Source organism: Bradyrhizobium yuanmingense (assembly GCF_029167105.1).
Lineage (GTDB): Bacteria > Pseudomonadota > Alphaproteobacteria > Rhizobiales > Xanthobacteraceae > Bradyrhizobium > Bradyrhizobium yuanmingense_A.
The window spans coordinates 24,141-44,457 of the sequence record NZ_JARFML010000024.1; the positions used below are offsets into that span (position 1 = coordinate 24,141).

Annotated in this window: 14 protein-coding genes and 2 pseudogenes; 13 read left to right on the plus strand and 3 right to left on the minus strand. The window is 65.4% G+C overall.

Features of this window, described 5'->3' with window-relative positions; all coding sequences use genetic code 11:
• Positions 1-185: 185 nt before the first annotated feature.
• Positions 186-1,475, plus strand: coding sequence for a phospholipid carrier-dependent glycosyltransferase (locus tag P0R31_RS27210; RefSeq protein WP_275517458.1), 1,290 nt, complete (start codon positions 186-188; stop codon positions 1,473-1,475).
• A gap of 55 nt (positions 1,476-1,530) precedes the next feature.
• On the opposite strand, the gene P0R31_RS27215 is transcribed toward P0R31_RS27210, so the two are convergent.
• Positions 1,531-2,172 carry an OmpA family protein gene (locus P0R31_RS27215; RefSeq protein WP_275517459.1) on the minus strand — a complete coding sequence of 214 codons (642 nt, stop codon included), beginning with the start codon at positions 2,170-2,172 and terminating at the stop codon, positions 1,531-1,533.
• Positions 2,173-2,547: 375 nt separating this feature from the next.
• Here P0R31_RS27215 and P0R31_RS27220 point away from each other — a divergent pair, with 375 nt between their 5' ends.
• From P0R31_RS27220 to P0R31_RS27230, 3 genes are all read left to right on the plus strand, one after another.
• Positions 2,548-2,784 (plus strand): hypothetical protein, encoded by a 237-nt coding sequence (locus P0R31_RS27220; protein ID WP_275517563.1) that lies wholly within the window; start codon positions 2,548-2,550, stop codon positions 2,782-2,784.
• Between the two features lie 120 nt (positions 2,785-2,904).
• On the plus strand, positions 2,905-3,153 hold the full coding sequence (locus P0R31_RS27225) for a hypothetical protein (protein ID WP_275517461.1): 249 nt from the start codon (positions 2,905-2,907) through the stop codon (positions 3,151-3,153).
• Between the two features lie 109 nt (positions 3,154-3,262).
• Positions 3,263-4,423, plus strand: coding sequence for a winged helix-turn-helix domain-containing protein (locus P0R31_RS27230; RefSeq protein ID WP_275517463.1), 1,161 nt, complete (start codon positions 3,263-3,265; stop codon positions 4,421-4,423).
• Between the two features lie 18 nt (positions 4,424-4,441).
• Here P0R31_RS27230 and P0R31_RS27235 read toward each other — a convergent pair whose 3' ends face one another.
• On the minus strand, positions 4,442-5,443 hold the full coding sequence (locus tag P0R31_RS27235; RefSeq protein WP_275517464.1) for a DUF1932 domain-containing protein: 1,002 nt from the start codon (positions 5,441-5,443) through the stop codon (positions 4,442-4,444).
• 134 nt (positions 5,444-5,577) lie between these two features.
• On the opposite strand from P0R31_RS27235, the gene P0R31_RS27240 reads away from it, so the two are divergent.
• Positions 5,578-6,582 carry a LacI family DNA-binding transcriptional regulator gene (locus P0R31_RS27240; RefSeq protein WP_275517466.1) on the plus strand — a complete coding sequence of 335 codons (1,005 nt, stop codon included), beginning with the start codon at positions 5,578-5,580 and terminating at the stop codon, positions 6,580-6,582.
• Here P0R31_RS27240 and P0R31_RS27245 read toward each other — a convergent pair.
• Positions 6,548-7,006 (minus strand): DUF2809 domain-containing protein, encoded by a 459-nt coding sequence (locus tag P0R31_RS27245; RefSeq protein ID WP_275517468.1) that lies wholly within the window; start codon positions 7,004-7,006, stop codon positions 6,548-6,550. The genes P0R31_RS27240 and P0R31_RS27245 overlap by 35 nt on opposite strands.
• 79 nt (positions 7,007-7,085) lie before the next feature.
• Between P0R31_RS27245 and P0R31_RS27250 the strand changes: the two genes are divergently transcribed.
• The 8 genes and pseudogenes from P0R31_RS27250 (at position 7,086) to P0R31_RS27285 (ending at position 20,310) form a co-directional block, all read left to right on the plus strand.
• Positions 7,086-8,426, plus strand: coding sequence for an MFS transporter (locus P0R31_RS27250; protein ID WP_275517470.1), 1,341 nt, complete (start codon positions 7,086-7,088; stop codon positions 8,424-8,426).
• A gap of 238 nt (positions 8,427-8,664) precedes the next feature.
• Positions 8,665-9,771, plus strand: coding sequence for an efflux RND transporter periplasmic adaptor subunit (locus P0R31_RS27255; RefSeq protein WP_275517472.1), 1,107 nt, complete (start codon positions 8,665-8,667; stop codon positions 9,769-9,771).
• Between the two features lie 220 nt (positions 9,772-9,991).
• Positions 9,992-13,129, plus strand: coding sequence for an efflux RND transporter permease subunit (locus P0R31_RS27260; RefSeq protein ID WP_275517474.1), 3,138 nt, complete (start codon positions 9,992-9,994; stop codon positions 13,127-13,129).
• A gap of 33 nt (positions 13,130-13,162) precedes the next feature.
• On the plus strand, positions 13,163-13,762 hold the full coding sequence (locus P0R31_RS27265; RefSeq protein ID WP_275517475.1) for a TetR/AcrR family transcriptional regulator: 600 nt from the start codon (positions 13,163-13,165) through the stop codon (positions 13,760-13,762).
• Between the two features lie 177 nt (positions 13,763-13,939).
• Positions 13,940-14,563: a flavin reductase family protein gene (locus P0R31_RS27270; RefSeq protein WP_275517477.1), complete on the plus strand. Its 624-nt coding sequence runs from the start codon at positions 13,940-13,942 to the stop codon at positions 14,561-14,563.
• A gap of 295 nt (positions 14,564-14,858) precedes the next feature.
• A pseudogene (locus tag P0R31_RS27275) lies at positions 14,859-17,125 on the plus strand (acyl-CoA dehydrogenase).
• Positions 17,125-18,211, plus strand: a pseudogene (locus P0R31_RS27280) (beta-ketoacyl synthase N-terminal-like domain-containing protein). The pseudogenes P0R31_RS27275 and P0R31_RS27280 overlap by 1 nt, the downstream one beginning before the upstream one ends.
• Positions 18,212-18,213: 2 nt before the next feature.
• Positions 18,214-20,310 carry a 3-hydroxyacyl-CoA dehydrogenase NAD-binding domain-containing protein gene (locus P0R31_RS27285; protein ID WP_275517564.1) on the plus strand — a complete coding sequence of 699 codons (2,097 nt, stop codon included), beginning with the start codon at positions 18,214-18,216 and terminating at the stop codon, positions 20,308-20,310.
• The last annotated feature ends 7 nt before the right edge of the window (positions 20,311-20,317 follow it).

The following is a 20,317-nucleotide window of genomic DNA, read 5'->3' on the forward strand; positions in this document are numbered from 1 at the left end:
ACCGATCGATGTGTCCCTGATCGTACCGGATCGCGCGCGCTTCTGATGTGGCGGAATTATCACAAGCGGCGCGGGACGTGCGTCATGCTTAGTGACAGTTGCGGCAGAATGCGTTCAATGACGGGAAGCAGTTTATTTTTCTCCGCGGTGAAGCCAATTTGCCACGCAAGACAGCCCCACAAAAGATGCGCGAATTGCCTGCGGTTCCCGAGGTGTCGCGGAGTGCAGTGATTGCTGTCGCGATCTTCCTGATCGCGCATCTGGCGCTGTTGATCGGCGTCGTCACGCCGGAAAAATGCGTGTTCGATGAGGTGCATTACGTGCCGGCGGCGCGCCAGATGCTGACGCCCGCGATGTCGCAACCGATGCTCAATCCGATGCATCCGCCGCTGGCCAAGGAGATGATCGCGGCATCGATCGCAACGTTCGGCGACAACGCGCTTGGATGGCGTTATCCCGCGACCTTGTTCGGCGCGCTCGCGATCGTCGCGATCTATCTGTGCGGACTCGCGTTGTTCGCCGCGCAGTCGCCGGCGATCGCCGCCGCGCTGATCGCAGCCTTCAACCAGATGCTGTACGTCCAGGCGCGCATCGCGATGCTCGATGTCTTTGCGCTCGGCTTCGGCCTGCTCGCCACCGCCGCCTTCATGCATGGGTTTCGCAGAGAGCGGCCGCAAGCGCTGTTCGCGGTGGCGGGCAGCCTGTTCGGCCTTGCGGCCGCGTGTAAATGGAGCGGCCTGTTCCCGCTCGGCGTCTGCATCGTCATTGTTGCGGTGATCCGCCTGATGCAGGGCTGGCACACGCTGTTCGCCGATGCGAAGCCGGACGACTGGTATCGGCCGGAGCTTTGGCCCGGCCTGAAGCTGCATCACGTCGCGCTCTGCTTTGCCGTCCTGCCGGCATTGGCTTATCTTGCCGCCTTCGTTCCGCTCTATGGATTGTCGCTGCCGGACTTGATCGAGGCGCAGCGGCGGATCTTTGCCGACAACACCACGACGGCCATCGCCGGCCACACTTATATGAGCGCATGGCCGTCCTGGCCGCTGCTCGCGCGCCCGGTCTGGTTCCTGTTCGACAAGACCGCGGAGGACCACATCGCCGCGATCGTCTTCCTCGGCAATCCGCTCGTGCTCTGGCCGGCTCTGCCCGCACTCGCCATAGTGCTGCGCGATTTCATCCTAGCGCGGCGCCGGGATGCATTCCTGATCGCGGCATTCTACTTCGGTCCCTGGCTCGCCTGGGCATTGCTGCCGCGCACGCTGGGCTTCATCTATTACTATCTGCCGGCCGCGACCGCGGCGTCCCTGGCGCTGGTCTATGTGCTGCGCCGCGAAGGGCTGCCGCGCTGGCTGTTGTGGGCCTATGTCGGCGTCGCGGCGGTCGGCTTTGCAGTCATGCTGCCGATTTCCGCGGCCTTCGTCGGCACCTCGATGGGGAACTTCAACCGGCTGATGCTTTTCCAAAGCTGGATATGATTTCGCCGCCCGCCGGGCTGCGGCAGGCGGCGTGTCTTAACCCAGGTGCCGAGAGCTACTTCGCCGCCGTCTTGGTGTCCATGTTCACGACCTGGACCCGGCGGTTGACGGCGTCAGCGCCGTTGGCGGCATCCTTCAGCTTGGTCTCGCCGTAGCCGACGGTGACGAGATCGTTGCCGTTGAGGCCGTAATTCTGCATCAGGTACTTCTTGATGGTATCGGCGCGCCGTTCGGAGAGCCCTTGATTGTACCCTTCACCGCCGGTCGCGTCGGTGTGGCCGGCGACCACGAAGGTCGAGCCCTTCAGCGCCGGATCGGACAGCGCCTTGCCGAGCGCCTGCACCGAGGCCATCGAGGTCTTGGCGATGTCGGCCGAATTGTAGTCGAACTGGATCTCCAGATCGATCTTCGGCTTGGTGGCAGCGAGCTCGGCGATCTGCTCGCGCTCGCCCGTCGAGAGCGACCGGGTCGGGCGGTTGCGCACGGTGTTCAGGAAGGTCGCTTCCTTGGCCTGCACGGTCGTGTCGGTCTGGGGGCCAACGGACAGGCCGCGGGTCGCCGGCTTCGGCTTCAGCGCATCGACGATCTGGCCGGCGGAGATGTTGTTGTCGCCGGCCAGCGCAAGGCCGGCCGTCATCGACAGGACGGCTGTCAGGGTGATCGCCGTCAGTCCAAAAGACTTATTCAAATGGGTCATCGTGGTATCCTCGCTGTTACGCCTGATGGCGATTTGATGCAGCGAGCGTAGGGCAGGTTCAACGGCCCTGATGTGATATTGGTCACATTCGAAACGGCGAGCCGAGGTCAACTGTGGTCCGGTTCGGTCATTCGCAGTTTGCCTCGAGCCGGCCGCACCGGGTTTCCGGGAAACCCGAACGTCGCAAAGGCGTCGCCTCACCGCCCGCCCGCGAACAAGAATTCGTCCAGATGCCCGCCTAACACGCTTCAATCATTCGATAATTCGACGCGAAGGGGAGCCGAGTTCCGTCCTGTGCCGAGGCCAAGCGACTATCAGCGCGACTATCAATTCCATCGCAGCGGCCCGCCGGATCGGACAGTGACCCTGAACGCAATGCCCATCTATGTCGGTGCGGCGATGATCGCGGTGGCGATCCTGCTGTCGACATTGATCACCGGGGTGACCTCCCGCTATGTCGGGCTCGAAGGGCGGACCGACGAGAACGTCTGGCTGGTCGATCGCCTCACCGGCAGTGTCTATCGCTGCCAGGCGGAAGGACGTGGCAAGGCCATCTGCGACCCGGAGGTCGCCACCGGCAGCGTCGGGGAGCGCCCAAAAGCCGCACGCTGAAAAGCGGTTATCACTGCAGCGCAGCAACGATATTGTCTTTTCCCTGCAAACTTGTGGCTGAAGAATGGCGATTGCGTTGGCCGGCATCAGGCCGGCTTCCTACTCGAGGAGAGAAACTTGATGAAGACCCTGTTGCTCGCGACGGCATTCGCCGCACTTGCCCTGTCCCCCGCATCTGCTGCCAAGATGGCGTGCACCAGTGCAAACATGGCAAAGCTCGTTGCCGGCATGGGCGGCGAAGACACGCCCGCCAAGATGGCGGCGAGGAAGTCGATGGCCGCGGCCAATTCCGACATGAGCAAGGGCAACATGCGCGGAGCGTGCAAGCACTATATGAACGCCGAGAAGGCGATGGCGATGAAGAAGTAGGCTTCCGCCTGATCCCACACGTCATGGCCGCGCTGGCAGCAGATGGCAGCGCGGCTTTTTCGTGCCCGCTTTTTCCCTCGCAGCGAATCCCGCTACATTGCACGCTGCAATGTCCCGCACGCCCAAACCGCTTCCGCTCTCGACGACACAGGCCCGGCAGATCTGGCTGCATGCTCAGCGGCTGACCGACCGCGCTCCGTTCGGCGAAGGCGCACAGGCCGTCTCGGCCGCTGTCGCCCATCTCGGCTACGTGCAGATCGACACCATCAACGTCATCGAGCGTTGCCATCACCACATCCTGTTCAGCCGGATCCCGTCCTATCGCCGCGCCGATCTGCGCCACGCCCAGAGTGTCGACAAGACCGTGTTCGAGTACTGGACGCACGCGCTCTCCTACGTGCCGGCGAACGACTTCCGCTTCTTCCTGCCGGCGATGCGCGAGCACCGCCGCGAGGGGCACAAATGGTTCGCCGCGGTGAAGCCGGCCGACACGCGCAAGGTGATGCGGCTGCTGCGCGGCGGGCCGCTGACGATCCGCGACATCGACGACGACGTGCTCGTCGAGAAGGAGCATCTGTGGCAGAGCCGCAAGCCCTCGAAGCGGGCGCTGCAGCTCGCCTTCTATACCGGGGCCGTCACCATCAGCGCGCGCCAGGGCATGCTCAAGACCTACGAGCTGACGACGCGTCATTTCGGCTGGGACAGGCTGCCGAAGCCGGCGCCGGCAAGCGAGATCACGGTCTATCTGCTCGACCGCGCGTTGCGCTCGCAGGGCGTGGTCAGCCTCGATTCGGTCTGCCATCTCGATGCGCCCAGCAAGAAGCCGGTCGCGCGCCTGATCGCCTCGCGCGTCCGCCGCGGCGAGCTCGTGCCCGTCGCGATCGAGGGCGCCGGTAGGCAGGAGCACTGGGCCTCGCCTGCAGCGCTTGAGCCGCATGAGGTGTCGCCCGATCTCGTCCACATCCTCTCGCCGTTCGATCCCCTGATCATCCAGCGCAAGCGCACCAACCTCATCTTCGGCTATAACCACCTGTTCGAAGCCTATGTGCCGAAAGCCAAGCGCAAGCTCGGCTATTTCGCGCTGCCCGTGCTGGTCGGGGACGAGATCGTCGCCGCGCTCGATCTCAAGACCGACCGGCAGAACAAGAAGCTGTTGATGCAGAAATGGACCTGGGTCGGGCAGGGCAGGAAGACGGCGGGCCGCAAGGAGCTGAAGCGCGTGATCGAGGAGGAGCTCGACCGTTTCGAGCGGTTTCAACTGGCGGAGTGAGCATCGTCGTCGTCCGGTCTACGGCCTGTCTTCGAGCTCGGCCGAGGCTCCGGACACGACATGAGCGTATCGGTCCAGCACCTCGTCGGCCGAGTAGCCAGAGCGTTCCGAAAATTCCTCCCGCAGGCCCAGGCGCGCGGAGACCTTCAAGCGCGCCGCCGTGGCGGTCGTCATGACGGGATCAAAGCCCAGTTCGCGCAGGCCCGCTGCCACGCCGTCCATTTCCACGGCACGGCGTTCGGCATGCAGCACGTCTGAGCGGACGCACATGTCCAGGAACTTGCTGAACGTGGTGGCATCCATCGAGGCGCATAGCCCGCGCATGGTTTCGTTGCGCACGCCGGCGAGCGTCGCGGCGGTCAGCGCCTCGACCAGCAGCGCTTCCATTCCTTTGGTCACCACGCTCCGCAGCATCTTCACCGCCGCCGCCGTTCCGGCGTCTGCACCGGCCACCTCGATGCGGAAGCCCAGTGGCCCGAAAGTCTCCGCGAAGCGCGCGGCGCCGCTGCCGGATGTGTAGAGCGGGACCGCAGCGCCGTAGAGGTCGACCGATCCCATCAGATTCGCATCCGCGAACAGGCCGCCGCGCGCCTCCACGGCTGCGGCGACATGTTTTTTTGTGCGCGGGGTCGCCGCGTTGATGTCCACCACGAGAGAGCCGGGACGAATGATCCTGGAAATCGCCTCACCTGTCTCAGCCGCGACGGCAACGACAACGGCGGAAAAGATCACGTCGGCGTCCGACAGGTCTTCGAGCCGGTCGACCAGCATGACGCCACAACCGGCCGCCATCGCACGAAAGGCTGTAGAGTAGGGCGGTGCGTTGGTCTTGCCCTGACAGAACGCGAGCATCGGTGCATCGGTCTGCGCCGCAAGATGCGATGCAAAGCACCGTGCGGCCTCGCCAAACCCGACAAAGGCGATCCTGGGCTGCGGCATGGCTGGGGCCTCCTTGCGCGGCGTTTCACCGCCGGTGGTCATTGTGCCTGGTTCTGCTGCGGAGTCAATGAATCGGTTCATTTATGCTTCATTTTCCAGGGACCGCTGGTGGATACTTCACTAATTCTGCGGAAAGATCTGGCACACCACCTTGCTCCGATCAATGAACCGGTTCATAAGTTGGCATGTCGTCGCCCGCGCCCCGATCGCAAACCGTGAAGGTCAAGGACGTCGCCCGAGAGGCCGGCGTCGCGGTCGGCACGGTATCCCGTGTGCTCAACGATCATCCGGCGGTGACGCGGGAGCTGCGCGAGCGCGTCGAAAGAGCGATGGCGCATCTCGGCTATGAGGTCGATGTCACGGCGCAGAGCATGCGCGCGGGCCGGTCGCGGCTCGTGGCCTGCGCCATCCGTGATTTCGACATCCCGCGCTTTGCCCTGTTCATCAAGGAGGCCGAGGCGGTCCTGCGCGAAGCCGGATACACCCTGCTGCTGGCGAGCACGACCAACCGGCCCGACGTCGAGATCGCCTTGCTGCGTGCCTTCCGCAGGCGCCGCGTGGACGGCGTGATGATGACGCTGAGCGACGAGCAGCACCGGGACGTCCGCGCGGCGCTGTCCGAGGCGCCGATGCCGGTGCTCCTCATCGACCGCGATCGCATCGATGCGCTCGATCGCGTCACGGCCGATCATCGCGCGGGCGCCCGTCTGGCGACCAGCCATCTGCTCGGTCTCGGGCACCGGCGGATCGCCATGCTGGTCGGCGACCTCAAGGCGTTTCCGTCGCGAAGCCGCCTCGAGGGCTTTCGTGCGGCGTATGCGGGGGCGGGCATCGAGCCGGACCCGAGGCTGTTGCGAGACGATGTGCTCTCGAGCGAGCACGCCTATCGGGCGACGGCCTCGCTCATGAGCCTCGCGGAGCCTCCGACAGCGCTCTTCGTCGCAGCGATGGACACGCTCGGCGGCTGCCTGCGCGCGTTGCGGACGATGGGCATTCTCGTTGGCGACGGGATTTCGGTCGTGGCCGGCAGCGATTCCGACCTCGCCGAATTGTACACGCCGCCGATCACGGCAATCGCGTGGGATCTGGCAGCCATGGGCCGCCACGCTGCGACCATGCTGTTGGAGCGGATGCGCGGCGACGAGATCGAGCGCGGCCGTGGTCTCACCGTGCCGACGGAGCTGATCATTCGCGGGTCGAGCCGGCCCTTTGCGGGTTGAGCATGGGCGATCGTGCGGCGCAGCCGTCGAGCCAGATGCCGAACGCAATCCCGACCATATAGGCCACCAGATTCCAAAGCGAAAAGATGCGGCCGAGCAGCAGCGCGCCGGCCGTCGTCAGGCGGAATGCATCGAGCCACGGCACATGCACCAGGCGCGAAAACTCGACCACGACCGCAATCGCTATCGCGATGCCCGCAATCTGCGTCCGCGATAGCCGCGGCAGGCAAACCCCGACCAGCAGAAACACCATCGTGGCCCACAACAGCGAGCCGCCGTACTTCACAACGAAGGCTGGAAACCCGACCGGGAATCCGTACCAGCGCAGCGACAGTCCGCAGACGATCACCGCGAGCGCGAGGCCGGCGCGGATCAGCGAGATCCGGAGCGGCGCCACGGGTTGATCCGGCTGCGCTCCGTGCATTGCTCGTTCCATTGACTCTTCGCCCGCGATGCTCAAAACCGCCTCACGCCCTAGAAAAGCAACAACCCGGGGAAGTGCCATGAGCCAGACCACCTATGCCGGTTCCGTCGGCGGTGCCGAGAGCGCCAGCAAGAGCGACATCGAAACCTCGACCATCCGCGCCATCTCCTGGCGCCTGATTCCGTTCCTGGTGCTGGCCTACTTCTTCTCCTATCTCGACCGCGTCAATCTCGGTTTCGCCGCGCTCACGATGAATGCGGACCTGAAGTTCACCCCGCTGATCTTCTCCTGGGGCGCCGGCATCTTCTTCATCGGCTATTTCATCTTCGAGGTGCCGAGCAATCTTGCGCTGGAGAAGTTCGGCGCGAGCCGCTGGATTGCCCGCATCATGGTGACCTGGGGCATCATCTCGGCGCTGATGGCGGTGGTCAGCGGCGTCACCAGCTTCTACGTCCTGCGCTTCCTGCTCGGCGTCGCCGAGGCCGGCTTCTTCCCCGGGATCATCCTCTATCTCACCTATTGGTATCCGGCCGAATATCGCGCCCGCTTTCTTGCGGCCTTCGCCATCGCGGTGCCGGTCTCGACCGTGATCGGCGCGCCGATCTCGGGCCTGTTGCTCGGGCTCGACGGCATGATGGGGCTGAAAGGCTGGCAGTGGCTGTTCATCATCGAGGGCATCCCGTCGGTGTTGCTCGGCATCGTCACCTGGTTCTATCTCACCGACAAGCCGGAGAAGGCGGACTGGCTGTCGGCCGAGCAGAAGGCATGGCTGAAAGCCAAGCTCGATTCGGAGGTCGCGGCCAAGCAGGCGGTGAAGCATTTCTCGCTCGGCGAGGCGCTGTCCTCGCCCAAGGTGATCGCGCTCAGCCTGGTCTATTTCGGCTTCGTCGGCGCGCTCTACGGCATGCAGTTCTGGCTGCCGCAGATCGTCAAGGCGTTCGGCCTCACCAACGCCCAGACCGGATTCGTCACGGCGATCCCGTATCTGTTCGGCACCATGGCCATGATCCTGTGGGCGCGGCACTCCGATGCGAGCCGCGAGCGCGTCATGCATGTCGGCGCTCCGTTGCTGCTCACCGCGGTCGCGCTCGGCGTCTCCTCCTATCTCACCGATCCCACGCTGACGATGGTGGCGTTGACGGTCGCCGCGATCGGCGTGTTCTGCTGCTTCGGCGTGTTCTGGACCCTGCCGACCGCCTGGCTCTCCGGCACGGCCGCCGCAGGCGCCATCGCGCTGATCAACTCGATCGGCAATCTCGCCGGCTTCGGCGGGCCCTATCTGATCGGCTGGGTCAAGGAAGCGACGGGGCAGACCTCAACCGGTCTGCTCGTCCTTGCCGTGCTGCCGCTGCTCGCCGGCATCCTGGTGTTCGTCGGCGGACACGACAGCAAGCACGAATTCGCCGGCGAGGGGCGGTGAGGGGATTCTTGTAGGGCGGGCAAAAGGCGCGCACTTCGCGCGCTGTACCCACCGTCTTCTCCGCAGAGCGGTCTGGCGGGCACGCTCCGCTTTGCCACCCTACAATAACACCTCGCGGCCAGGCTATCCCTCCCTTACCACTCCTTCACGATCACGGATTCCTGATGACTGACGATTATTGACTTTTATCAGTGAACAGTCGACATTCCTCTCAATCGAGATGCAGGAGTGTCCTTCGATGTTCGTCCGGTCGATTTTGTCGAGCTATTCCAAGCTTTTGGCAGGAGCCGCGCTCGCCCTGATGGCCGTTTCGCTGGCGGGGTGCAATGATACTGTCGCCGAGAAGGCCGAGCCGCCGCGGCCGGTTCTGGTGGCAACCGCCCATTACGCTGCCGAGACCCCGGAGCGCAGCTTCGTCGGTACTATCCGTCCCAGGATCGAGAGCGATCTGGGCTTCCGCGTCGCCGGCAAGGTTGCCAAGCGCCTCGTCGAAGTCGGCCAGACGGTCGAAGTCGGCCAGCCGCTCGCCACCCTCGACGAGGTCGACCTGAAGCTCCAGGCCGAGCAGGCCGTTGCCGAGCAGACCGCCGCAACGGGCGTGCTGGCCCAGGCCGCCGCCGCCGAGCAGCGCGCCAAGGATCTCAAGGCCAAGGGCTGGACCACGGACGCCCAGCTTGACCAGAGCCGCGCCGCCGCCGATGAAGCCCGCGCACGCTTGAACCGGGCCGAGCGCTCGGTCGAGTTGACCAAGAATTCCCTTTCCTACGCGACGCTCAACGCCGACGCCCGCGGCGTCGTCACCGCAACGCTGATCGAGCCCGGCCAGGTGGTTGCCGCGGGCCAGGCTTCGATCCGTGTCGCCCGCTTTGCCGAGAAGGAAGCGGTCGTCGCGATCCCTGAGACGCTGGTCGGACGTGCCAAGTCGGGCGTCGCCAGCGTCACTCTCTGGTCCGAGCCGAACAAGAAATACACGGCCAAGCTGCGCGAGATCGCGCCGGCGGCCGATCCCGCCACGCGCACCTATCTGGCAAAGTTCTCGCTGCCCGAGGCCGACGACAAGGTCGCGCTCGGCATGACGGCGACGCTTACGCTGTCGGATGCCGCGACCGAGCGCGTCGCGCGGTTGCCGCTGTCGGCGCTCTTCAACGAAGGCGGCAAGCCCTCCTTCTACGTCGTCGACGACAACGGTGGCGTCACGCTCAAGCCGGTCACGGTGAAGTCCTACGAGAGCAAGGACGTCGTCATCACCGGCGGCGTGGAGGAGGGTGCCAAGATCGTCGCCCTCGGCGTGCAGAAGCTCGATCCCGGCCAGCGTGTGCGGATCGTGTCGTCACTGAGCTTCTAGTCCTGTCATTCCGGGGTCGCCCTGTGGTCGCCCCGGAACGGCAAGAGAAGTGAGTTACGTCGTGTGAGGCGAGTTTCGGCCTTTGTCCCTAAGCAAAGGCTGAAGCGGCGAAGCGATCCAGAACCTGCCCAGCCCCCTGGATTGCTTCGCTGCCTCGCGACGACGGTTTGAACAGAGCGGCTGTCGTTGTTTGCAACTGGATCGTCTTTCGGAGAGTGCGATGAAGCGCTTCAACCTTTCGGCCTGGGCCGTCAGCCATCCGACGCTGGTGCTCTTCCTGATGATCATCCTCGGCGTCGCCGGCTTCTTCTCCTATGAGAAGCTCGGACGTGCCGAGGATCCGTTCTTCACGGTGAAGGTGGTCAATGTCTCCGTGATCTGGCCCGGCGCGACCGCGCAGGAAATGCAGACCCAGGTTGCCGATCCCATCGAGAAGAAGATCCAGGAGCTGCCCTATTTCGAGAAGGTGCAGACCTACTCCAAGCCCGCCTTCACCGCGCTCCAGGTGACCTTCCGCGACAACACGCCGCCGAAGGACGTGCCCTACCTCTTCTATCTGCTGCGCAAGAAGCTGGTCGACGTGCAGGGCCAGCTGCCGTCCGGCATTCTCGGGCCCGTCGTCAACGACGAGTTCTCCGACGTCGATTCCATCCTCTACATGATGACCGGCGACGGCGCCGATTATGCCCAGCTCAAGAAGGTCTCCGAAGGTTTTCGCCAGCGCCTGCTCAAGGTGCCCGGCGTGACCAAGGTCGACGTCTACGGCAACCAGGATGAGCGCATTTTCGTCGAGTTCAGCCACGCCAAGCTCGCCACGCTGGGCATCACGCCGCAGGCGCTGTTCGATTCGCTCGCCAAGCAGAACAACGTGACGCCGGCCGGCACGGTCGAGACCTCCTCGCAGCGCGTGCCGCTGCGCGTCACCGGCGCGCTCGACGGTGCCAAGGCCGTCGCCGAGACGCCGGTCGAGAGCAACGGCCGCGTGTTCCGTCTCGGCGATATCGCCACGGTCACCCACGGCTATGTCGATCCGCCGAGCTTCGTGGTGCGCCAGGAAGGCAAGCCCGCCATCGGCATCGGCGTCGTCACCGCCAAGGGCGCCAACATCCTGGATCTCGGCAAGGAGGTCGAGAAGGCGACGGCCGACTTCATGAAGGCGGTGCCGCAGGGCGTCGACGTCAAGCTGATTGCCGACCAGCCCAAGGTGGTCGAGCACGCCGTCGGCGAGTTCGTGCACTCCTTCATGGAAGCGCTCGTCATCGTGCTGTTCGTCTCGTTCCTGGCGCTCGGCTGGCGCACCGGCATCGTGGTCGCACTGTCGGTGCCCCTGGTGCTCGGCATCGTCTTCATCGTCATGAACACGATGTCGCTCGACCTGCACCGCATCACGCTCGGCGCGCTGATCATCGCGCTCGGCCTGCTCGTCGACGACGCCATCATCGCGGTCGAGATGATGGTGGTGAAGATGGAGCAGGGCTGGGACCGCATGCGTGCGGCGTCCTTTGCCTGGGAATCAACTGCGTTTCCGATGCTCACGGGAACGCTGGTCACGGCCGCTGGCTTCCTCCCCATCGGCTTCGCCAATTCCGCGGTCGGCGAATATGCCGGCAGCATCTTCTGGATCGTGGCAATCGCGCTGGTCGCCTCCTGGTTCGTGGCGGTGATCTTCACGCCCTATATCGGCGTCAAGCTGCTGCCCGAGATGAAGGCGCACCACAACCATGATCCGCATGCGGTCTACGAGACCCGCATGTACCGGGGCCTGCGCGCCATCGTGAAATGGTGCGTCAACCACCGCATCACCGTGGTGGTCGCGACCGTCGGCGTCTTCGCCGCCTCCATCGTCGGCTTCGGCCAGGTCCAGCAGCAGTTCTTCCCGCTCTCGGAGCGCCCCGAGCTGTTCCTGCAGCTGCGCCTGCCGGAAGGCACCGCCTTCAACGTCACCGAGAAGGCGGTGAAGAAGGCCGAGACGCTGCTCAAGGACGACAAGGACATCGAGACCTATACCGCCTATGTCGGCCAGGGCTCGCCGCGCTTCTGGCTCGGCCTCAACCCGCAGCTTCCGAACGAGGCCTTTGCCGAGATCGTCATCGTGGCCAAGGGCGTCGAGGCGCGCGAGCGCATCAAGGCCAAGATCGAGACCGCGGCCGCCGAGGGCTTCCTGACCGAGGCACGCGTGCGCGTCGACCGCTTCAATTTCGGTCCGCCGGTCGGCTTCCCCGTGCAGTTCCGCGTGATCGGCCCCGACGCCAACAAGGTCCGCGAGATCGCCTACCAGGTCCGCGACGTCATGCGGGAGAACAAGAGCGTCAAGGACGTCCAGCTCGACTGGAACGAGCAGTCGCCCTACCTCAAGCTCGTCGTTGACCAGGACCGCGCCCGCGCCATGGGCCTGACCCCGCAGGACGTCTCGCAGGCGCTGGCGATGCTGATCTCGGGCTCGCAGGTCACGACCGTGCGCGACGGCATCGAGAAGGTCGGCGTAGTCGCCCGCGCGATCCCGTCCGAGCGCCTCGACCTCGGCGGCGTCGGCGATCTCACCATCACCTCGCGCAACGGCGTCGCCGTGCCGCTGCAGCAGATCGCCAAGATCGAGTATGCCCATGAGGAGCCGATCATGTGGCGGCGCAACCGCGACATGGCGATCACCGTGCGCTCCGACGTCGTCGACGGCGTGCAGGCCCCTGATGTCACCAACCAGATCACGCCGAAGCTGAAGGCGATCAAGGATCACCTCGAGCCGGCCTACCGGATCGAGCCGGGCGGCGCGTTCGAGGAATCCGCCAAGGGCAACGCCTCGATCTTCATCCTCTTCCCGGTGATGGTCATGGTGATGCTGACACTGCTGATGATCCAGCTGCAGAGCTTCTCACGCCTGATCCTGGTGTTCCTGACGGCGCCGCTCGGCATCGTCGGTGCCTCGCTTGGCCTCAACGTCGCCAATGCCCCGTTCGGCTTCGTGGCGCTGCTCGGCCTGATCGCGCTCGCCGGCATGATCATGCGCAACACGGTCATCCTGGTCGACCAGATCGAGACCGACGTCAGCCACGGCCTGACCCGGCGCGAGGCGATCGTTGAGGCGACCGTCCGCCGTGCCCGGCCGGTGGTGCTGACGGCGCTCGCCGCCATTCTCGCCATGATCCCGCTGACGCGCTCGGCCTTCTGGGGCCCGATGGCGATCACCATCATGGGCGGCCTGTTCGTCGCGACCTTCCTGACGCTGCTGTACCTGCCGGGCCTCTACGCCCTGTGGTTCCGCAAGAGCCTGGACGAGGCCGGAACGCCCGAGCAGCCGGCCGCGCCGCAGCATGGGAGCGATGACCCGCACGCAATTCCGCTTGCCGAAGCGGCTGAATAGATGAGAAGACTGCTGACCAGCGAGTCCTGACTAATGGCCCTTGTTTCGGAACATATCGAAGTCGACACTCGGGATCGCATCCTCGAGGTGGCCGAGCGGCTGTTCCGCCAGATCGGCTACCAGAAGACGACCGTCGGCGACATCGCCAAGGAGCTCAGGATGAGCCCCGCCAACGTGTATCGCTTCTTCGAATCGAAGAAGGCGATCCATCAGGCGGTGGCCCGCTCGCTGATGGGCGAGGTCGAGCTGGAGGCGCAGCGGGTCGTGGCAAGGCCCGGTCCGGTCAAGGAGCGCTTCCGCGAGCTGCTCACCACCATCAATCGCATGAACACCGAGCGCTATGTCGGCGACAACAAGCTGCACGAGATGGTCGCGATCGCGATGGAGGAGGACTGGGACGTTTGCGTCGCCCATATGGAGTGCATCGCCGGCGTCATCGGCCAGATGATCGCGCAAGGCGTCGCCTCCGGCGAGTTCGAGGCGCCGGACCTGCAATTGGCCTCGCTGTGCGCCTGCTCCGCGATGATCCGTTTCTTCCACCCCCAGATGATCGCCCAGTGCGCCACCAAGCCGGGCCCGACCATCGACCAGATGATCGATTTCGTCATCGCGGGTCTGTCGCCGCGCCACTGACGGGCGGGGGCGTTTCCTCATATAAGCAGACTGATAGCCCCGGCACGACCGCCGGAGGCGGACCGGGACGGACCCACAACTCCGTCATTGCGAGCGCAGCGAAGCAATCCAGACTGTCTCCGCGGAGGGATTCTGGATTGCTTCGCTGCGCTCGCAATGACGAAAAGGAAGCAGCGCGTGACCGACAAAGACCTGCACTTCTACGAGCCCTCCAAGGGCCATGGCCTCAAGCACGACCCCTTCAACGCCATCATCGCGCCGCGGCCGATCGGCTGGATCTCCTCGCGCGACGCCAGGGGCCACGTCAACCTCGCGCCCTACAGCTTCTTCAACGCGTTCTGCTACGTGCCGCCGATCATCGGCTTCTCCTCGACCAACTGGAAGGACGCGGTCGAGAACATGCAGCAGACCGGCGAGTTCGTCTGGAATCTGACGACGATGGATCTCGCCAAGCACATGAACGCGACTGCGGCGCATGTCGCCCCCGAGGTCGACGAGTTCGAGGTCGCGGGCCTCACCGCCGTGCCCGGCAAGCTGGTCAATGTGCCGCGGGTGGCTGAGAGCCCGGTCGCCTTCGAGTGCAAGGTGTCCGACATCGTCCGCCTCAAGGGCGCCAACGGCAAGGAGGCCGACGCCTGGCTGACGCTCGGCGAAGTCGTCGCCGTCCACATCGACAAGGCCTTGATCAAGGACGGCGTCTACCAGACCGCCGCCGCCCGCCCCATCGTCCGCGCCGGCCGGCGCGGCGATTATTTCGAGATCAAGCCGGAAAACATGTTCGAGATGGTCCGGCCGGATTAGGCCGGGGCCTCCGCTCTCTCTCCACACGTCATTCCGGGGCGACGCGTAGCGTCGAGCCCGGAATCCATAACCACGATCGGAAGTATGGATTCCGGGCTCGCGCCTGACGGCGCGCCCCGGAATGACAACGGAGAGACATTCAGCTCCCCACCCCCTCCCGGAACTGTCCCCACGCCCAGGCCGTTATGGCTCGGGCGGCCGCCCGGCCGCGTCAATGTTGCAGGCGAGATGTTCGCCTCCGCCAGCCGATTTCCGCTAAAATGCCTGTTAACCGCGCCGATGCATGAGGTCCGCCATGAGCTTCCGCCGCGACCCCATCACAAAGCCGATCTTCTCATGGGCGCGCGGCGTGCTGCCGGCGATGTCCGACACCGAGCGCGAGGCGCTGGAGGCGGGGGACGTCTGGTGGGATGCCGATCTCTTCACCGGCAACCCCGACTGGTCGAAGCTGCTGAAGGTCCCGCAGGCGACGCTGACGGACGAGGAGCGGGCCTTCCTCAATGGCCCCGTCGACGAGCTCTGCGCCATGCTCGACGAGTGGAAGATTTTCTGGGAAACGCGCGACCTGCCGCAGGACGTCTGGCACTTCGTCAAGCGCGAAAAGTTCTTCGGCATGATCATTCCGAAGGAGTTCGGCGGCCTCGGCTTCTCGCCTTACGCGCATTCGGAAGTGGTGCGCAAGATCTCGACCCGCTCGATCGCCGCCGCAGTCACCGTGATGGTGCCGAACTCGCTCGGCCCCGGCGAGCTTCTGATGCGCTTCGGCACGCACGAGCAGCAGCAGCGCTGGCTGCCGCGCCTCGCCGACGGCCGCGAGATTCCTGCTTTGGCCTCACCAGCCCGGAAGCCGGCTCCGACGCCGCCTCGATGTTCGACACCGGCATCATCTGCAAGGGCGAATTCGAGGGTCGCGAGGTCGTCGGCCTCCGCCTCAACTGGCACAAGCGCTACATCACGCTCGGTCCAGTCGCGACGCTGCTCGGTCTGGCCTTCAAGGCCTATGATCCCGATCATCTCGTGGGCAGCCGGGACGAGCTCGGCATCACCGTGGCGCTGATCCCGACGAACCTGCCAGGCGTCGAGATCGGGCAGCGTCATCTGCCCTCGATGCAGGTCTTTCAGAACGGCCCGAATTGGGGCCGCGACGTCTTCATCCCGCTCGACTACGTCATCGGCGGCAAGGAGCGGCTGGGGCAGGGCTGGAAGATGCTGATGACCGCGCTCGCCGCCGGCCGCGGCATTTCGCTGCCGTCGCTGTCGGCGGCCGGCGCCGCCTATGCGGCGCGCACCACCGGCGCCTATGCCCGCATCCGCGAGCAGTTCGGAATTTCGATCTCCAAGTTTGAAGGCGTCGAGGAACCGCTCGCGCGCATCGTCGCGACCGCCTACCAGCTCGATGCCGTACGCCGGCTCACCTGCGCGGCACTGAATGCCGGCATCCATCCCGCCGTCATCTCCGGCATCATGAAGTTGCACGCGACCGAGCGGATGCGCACCGCGATCGATGACGCCATGGACATCCATGGCGGCAAGGCCGTGATCGACGGTCCGCAAAACTATCTCGGCAATCTCCACCGCGCCGTGCCTGTCGGCATCACGGTGGAAGGCGCCAATATCCTGACCCGCAATCTCATCGTGTTCGGGCAAGGAGCCATCCGCGCCCATCCTCACCTGCTCGACGAGATGAACGCGCTCGCCGATACCGATCGCGAGCGCGGCCTCAGCGCGTTCGACAAGGCATTCTGGAAGCATGTTGGCCACAGCTTCCGGACACTCTTCCGCGCCTTGGGTCGCAGCTGGACCTTCGGCGCATTCGCCCCAGTGCCCGATGCGGGCGATGCCACGCCGTTCTATCGCCAGCTCTCGCGCTATTCCGCGGCGTTCGCGCTCTGCGCCGACATGGCGCTGCTGACGCTCGGCGGCGCGCTCAAGCGCAAGGAAATGCTCTCGGCCCGCTTTGGCGACATTCTGTCCGAGCTCTATCTGCTCTCGGCCGCGCTGAAGCGCTGGCAGGACGAGGGGCGGCAGAAGGAGGACTTCGCGGCGCTGGAATGGTGCATGGCGACCGGGTTCAAGACCATCGAGAACCGGCTTGCCGAAATCCTGGCCAATCTGCCCAATCGCTTCGTCGCCGGCTTCCTCAAGCTCGTGGTCCAGCCGTTCGGCGCCCGCGTGCTCGGCCCGTCCGACCGAATCGTGCACCAATGCGCTGCCATCGTGCTGGAGCCGTCGGCGGCACGCGAGCGCCTCACGCCGGATCTGGCCCATGTCGACGACGACGGCGGCTTCGCCCGGCTGGAGCACGCGTTCAAGCTGGTCGCGGCGACGGATGCGATCGCCAGGCGCATGCGAGCTGCGCATATCCGCGACTGGAAGGAGGCCGTCGGCAAGGGCGTAATCACGCAAGCCGAGGGCGAGCAACTCGCCGCTGCCCGCGAAGCCGTCACAAAAGTGATAGAGGTCGACGATTTTGCGCCGGAGGCACTGTCGCCGATTTACAAGAAAACCGTCAATGTGCATCAGTTCTTCCAGGAACTCGGTGAGCAGAGGGCGGCGAGCTGATGGCACGACCGGTTTTTATCGTCGACGGCAGCCGGACGCCGTTCCTGAAGGCGCGTTCGGGGCCAGGGCCGTTCACGCCGGTCGATCTCGCCGTGCAATGCGGCCGGCCGCTGCTGGCGCGCCAGCCGTTCTCGCCCGATAGCTTCGACCAAGTCATCCTCGGCTGCGTCAACGTGATCGCGGACGAGATGAACCCGGCCCGCGTCGCCGCGCTCCGGCTCGGCATGGGCGAGGACATGGTCGCCTTCACCGTGCAGATCAATTGCGGCTCGGGCATGCAGTCGATCGACACCGCCTACCGCTATATCCGCGAAGGCCATGCCGACATGGTTTTGGCCGGCGGCACCGAGGCGCTCAGCCACGCGCCGCTGGTCTGGCCGAATTCCGGCGTGCGCTGGTTCGCCGGCCTTGCCACCGCCAAGGGCATGGCCGAGAAGCTCGCCTCGGCGTTCAAGCTGAGGCCGCGCGATCTCAAGCCGATCATCGGCCTCGAGCGCGGCCTGACCGATCCCGTCACTGAGCTGAACATGGGCCAGACGGCAGAGGTCGTGGGCCATCTCTTCGGCATCACGCGCGCGCAGGCGGATGCCTACGCGGCCGAGAGCCATCGCCGGCTCGCGCACGCGCAAAGCGCGGGTTATCTGAAGGGTGAGGTCGAGACTGCGTTCTCCCGTGACGGCAAGTTCTTCGACCACGACGATGGCGTGCCCCAGCATCATGGGGCTCGGTCCGGTGATGTCGGTGACGCCGCTGCTGAAGCGCAACGACCTCACGCTCGAGGACGTCGAGACCTGGGAGCTGAACGAGGCTTTCGCAACGCAGGTGCTCGGCTGTCTCGCCGCCTGGAACGACGACAAGTTCTGCCGCGAAATATTGCGGCTCGACGGCGCGGCCGGCGAGATCGATCGCGAGAGGCTGAACGTCGACGGCGGCGCGATTTCGCTCGGCCACCCCGTCGGCACCTCCGGCAACCGCATCGTGCTGCATCTCGTCAACGCGATGAAGCGGCTCGGCACGCGGCGCGGAATTGCCACCGAATGCATCGGCGGCGGGCTCGGCGGCGCCATGCTGATCGAGGCGGTATGACCATGGATTCCAAGATCATGACCGTGCTCGCCGACCGCGTGCTGGAGCTCGGGCCGCGCCCCGCGCCGGATGGTCCCTACAAGCATTTCAAGCTGACGCGAGAAGAAGACGGCGTCGCCTGGCTGCTGTTCGACCGCGCTGACGCCAGCGCCAACACCCTGTCCTCCGACGTGATGGAGGAGTTCGACGCTGTGCTCGCGGCGATCGAGACCGAGCGTCCCGCCGGTCTCGTCATCCGCTCGGCAAAACCGTCCGGCTTCATTGCCGGCGCCGACGTCAATGAATTCCGCGGGGCCAGCGATGCCGGCATGGTGGAGACGCGCATCCGCGCCGCGCACGCCGTGGTCGACCATCTGGAAGCGCTAAAGCTGCCGACGATCGCAGTCATTCACGGCTTCTGCCTCGGCGGCGGGCTCGAGGTGGCGCTGGCCTGCCAGGCGCGCATCGCCATCGAGGGGGCGCGCTTCGGCTTCCCGGAGGTGATGCTCGGCCTGCATCCCGGCCTTGGTGGCACGGCGCGGTTCACGGCACTGGTCAACCCGACCCAGTCGATGGCCCTGATGCTGACCGGCCGCACCATTGACGCGCGCCGCGCCAAGGCGCTCGGTCTCGTCGACACCGTGACGCAGGAGCGGCATGTCCGGGGCGCGGTGAAGGATGCGCTGTTCGGCCGCCTGAAACGGGCCAGGCCCGGTCTGCTGACACGCGCCGCCAATCTCGGGCCGGTGCGCGGCCTGCTGGCCAAGCGCATGCGCGCGGAGGCCGCGAAGGCTGCATCGCGCGAGCATTATCCAGCGCCCTACGCGCTGATCGACCTCTGGGAAGCGCATGGCGGCAGCAAATCCGCGATGCTGAAGGCCGAGCAGGCCTCGTTCGCCAGGCTGATGGTGACGCCGACCGCGCAGAACCTGATCCGCGTCTTCTTCCTGCGCGAGCAGATGAAGAAGGCGGCAGGCGCCGGCAGCACGGTGAAGCATGTCCACGTCATCGGCGCCGGCGCGATGGGCGGCGACATCGCGGCCTGGTGTGCGGGGCAGGGCCTTCGCGTTTCGCTCGCCGACATGAAGCCGGAGCCGATCGCAGGCGCGGTCAAACGCGCGGCCGACCTCTACGGCAAGATCATCCGCAAGCCCACCGACGTGCGCGATGCGCTCGACCGCCTGATTCCTGACATGGACGGCGAGGGCGTCCGCAACGCCGACCTCATCATCGAGGCGGTGCCGGAAAAGCTGGAGCTGAAACAGAAGGTCTATGCCGGGCTCGAGCCGCGGATGAAGCCCGGAGCGATCCTTGCGACCAACACGTCCAGCATTCCGCTGCAGGACCTGCGCACCACGCTGGCGCGGCCGGAGCGGCTGGTCGGCCTGCATTTCTTCAACCCGGTGTCGCGGCTGCAATTGGTCGAGGTCGTCAGCCATGACGGCAACGATGCACAGGTTCTGAAACAGGCGCTCGCCTTCGTCGGAGCGATCGACCGCCTGCCTTTGCCTGTAAAGAGCTCGCCGGGCTTCCTCGTCAACCGTGCGCTGACGCCTTACATGCTGGAAGCGATGGTGATGCTGGACGAGAAGATCGACCAGCGCCTGATCGATGAAGCGGCCGAGCAGTTCGGCATGCCGATGGGTCCGATCGAGCTGGCCGATCAGGTCGGGCTCGACATCTGCCTCGACGTCGGCGACATGCTGCGCACCAAATTCGGCGATCTCCTGCCGCCGACGCCGGCCTGGCTGCGAGAGAAGGTCGCCAAGGGCGAGCTCGGCCGCAAGACCGGCAAGGGCTTTTACACCTGGAAGGACGGCAAGGCGGAGAAAGCACCGTTGCCGGAGACCGGCCCGCGCGTCACCGACCAGATGATCGACCGCCTGGTGCTGCCGATGTCCAATGTCTGCGTCGCGGCGCTGCGCGAGGGCATTGTCGACGATGCCGATGCGGTCGATGGCGCCATGATCTTCGGCACGGGTTATGCACCGTTCCGCGGCGGTCCGCTGAATTACGCGCGCACGCGCAGCGTAGAAAACATCGTATCCACTCTGCGCGCGCTGGCGGAACGATTTGGCGCGCGTTTCGCGCCTGATCCGGGCTGGGACAATTTCAAGTGAGAGCCAT

Excerpts from the sequence above, each read along its gene's own strand:
- P0R31_RS27210 (WP_275517458.1), top strand. The coding sequence starts at position 186 with ATGCGCGAATTGCCTGCGGTTCCCGAGGTGTCGCGGAGTGCAGTGATT.
- P0R31_RS27215 (WP_275517459.1), bottom strand. The coding sequence starts at position 2,172 with ATGACCCATTTGAATAAGTCTTTTGGACTGACGGCGATCACCCTGACA.
- P0R31_RS27220 (WP_275517563.1), top strand. The coding sequence starts at position 2,548 with ATGCCCATCTATGTCGGTGCGGCGATGATCGCGGTGGCGATCCTGCTG.
- P0R31_RS27225 (WP_275517461.1), top strand. The coding sequence starts at position 2,905 with ATGAAGACCCTGTTGCTCGCGACGGCATTCGCCGCACTTGCCCTGTCC.
- P0R31_RS27230 (WP_275517463.1), top strand. The coding sequence starts at position 3,263 with ATGTCCCGCACGCCCAAACCGCTTCCGCTCTCGACGACACAGGCCCGG.
- P0R31_RS27235 (WP_275517464.1), bottom strand. The coding sequence starts at position 5,443 with ATGAACCGATTCATTGACTCCGCAGCAGAACCAGGCACAATGACCACC.
- P0R31_RS27245 (WP_275517468.1), bottom strand. The coding sequence starts at position 7,006 with ATGCACGGAGCGCAGCCGGATCAACCCGTGGCGCCGCTCCGGATCTCG.
- P0R31_RS27250 (WP_275517470.1), top strand. The coding sequence starts at position 7,086 with ATGAGCCAGACCACCTATGCCGGTTCCGTCGGCGGTGCCGAGAGCGCC.
- P0R31_RS27255 (WP_275517472.1), top strand. The coding sequence starts at position 8,665 with ATGTTCGTCCGGTCGATTTTGTCGAGCTATTCCAAGCTTTTGGCAGGA.
- P0R31_RS27260 (WP_275517474.1), top strand. The coding sequence starts at position 9,992 with ATGAAGCGCTTCAACCTTTCGGCCTGGGCCGTCAGCCATCCGACGCTG.
- P0R31_RS27265 (WP_275517475.1), top strand. The coding sequence starts at position 13,163 with ATGGCCCTTGTTTCGGAACATATCGAAGTCGACACTCGGGATCGCATC.
- P0R31_RS27285 (WP_275517564.1), top strand. The coding sequence starts at position 18,214 with ATGGATTCCAAGATCATGACCGTGCTCGCCGACCGCGTGCTGGAGCTC.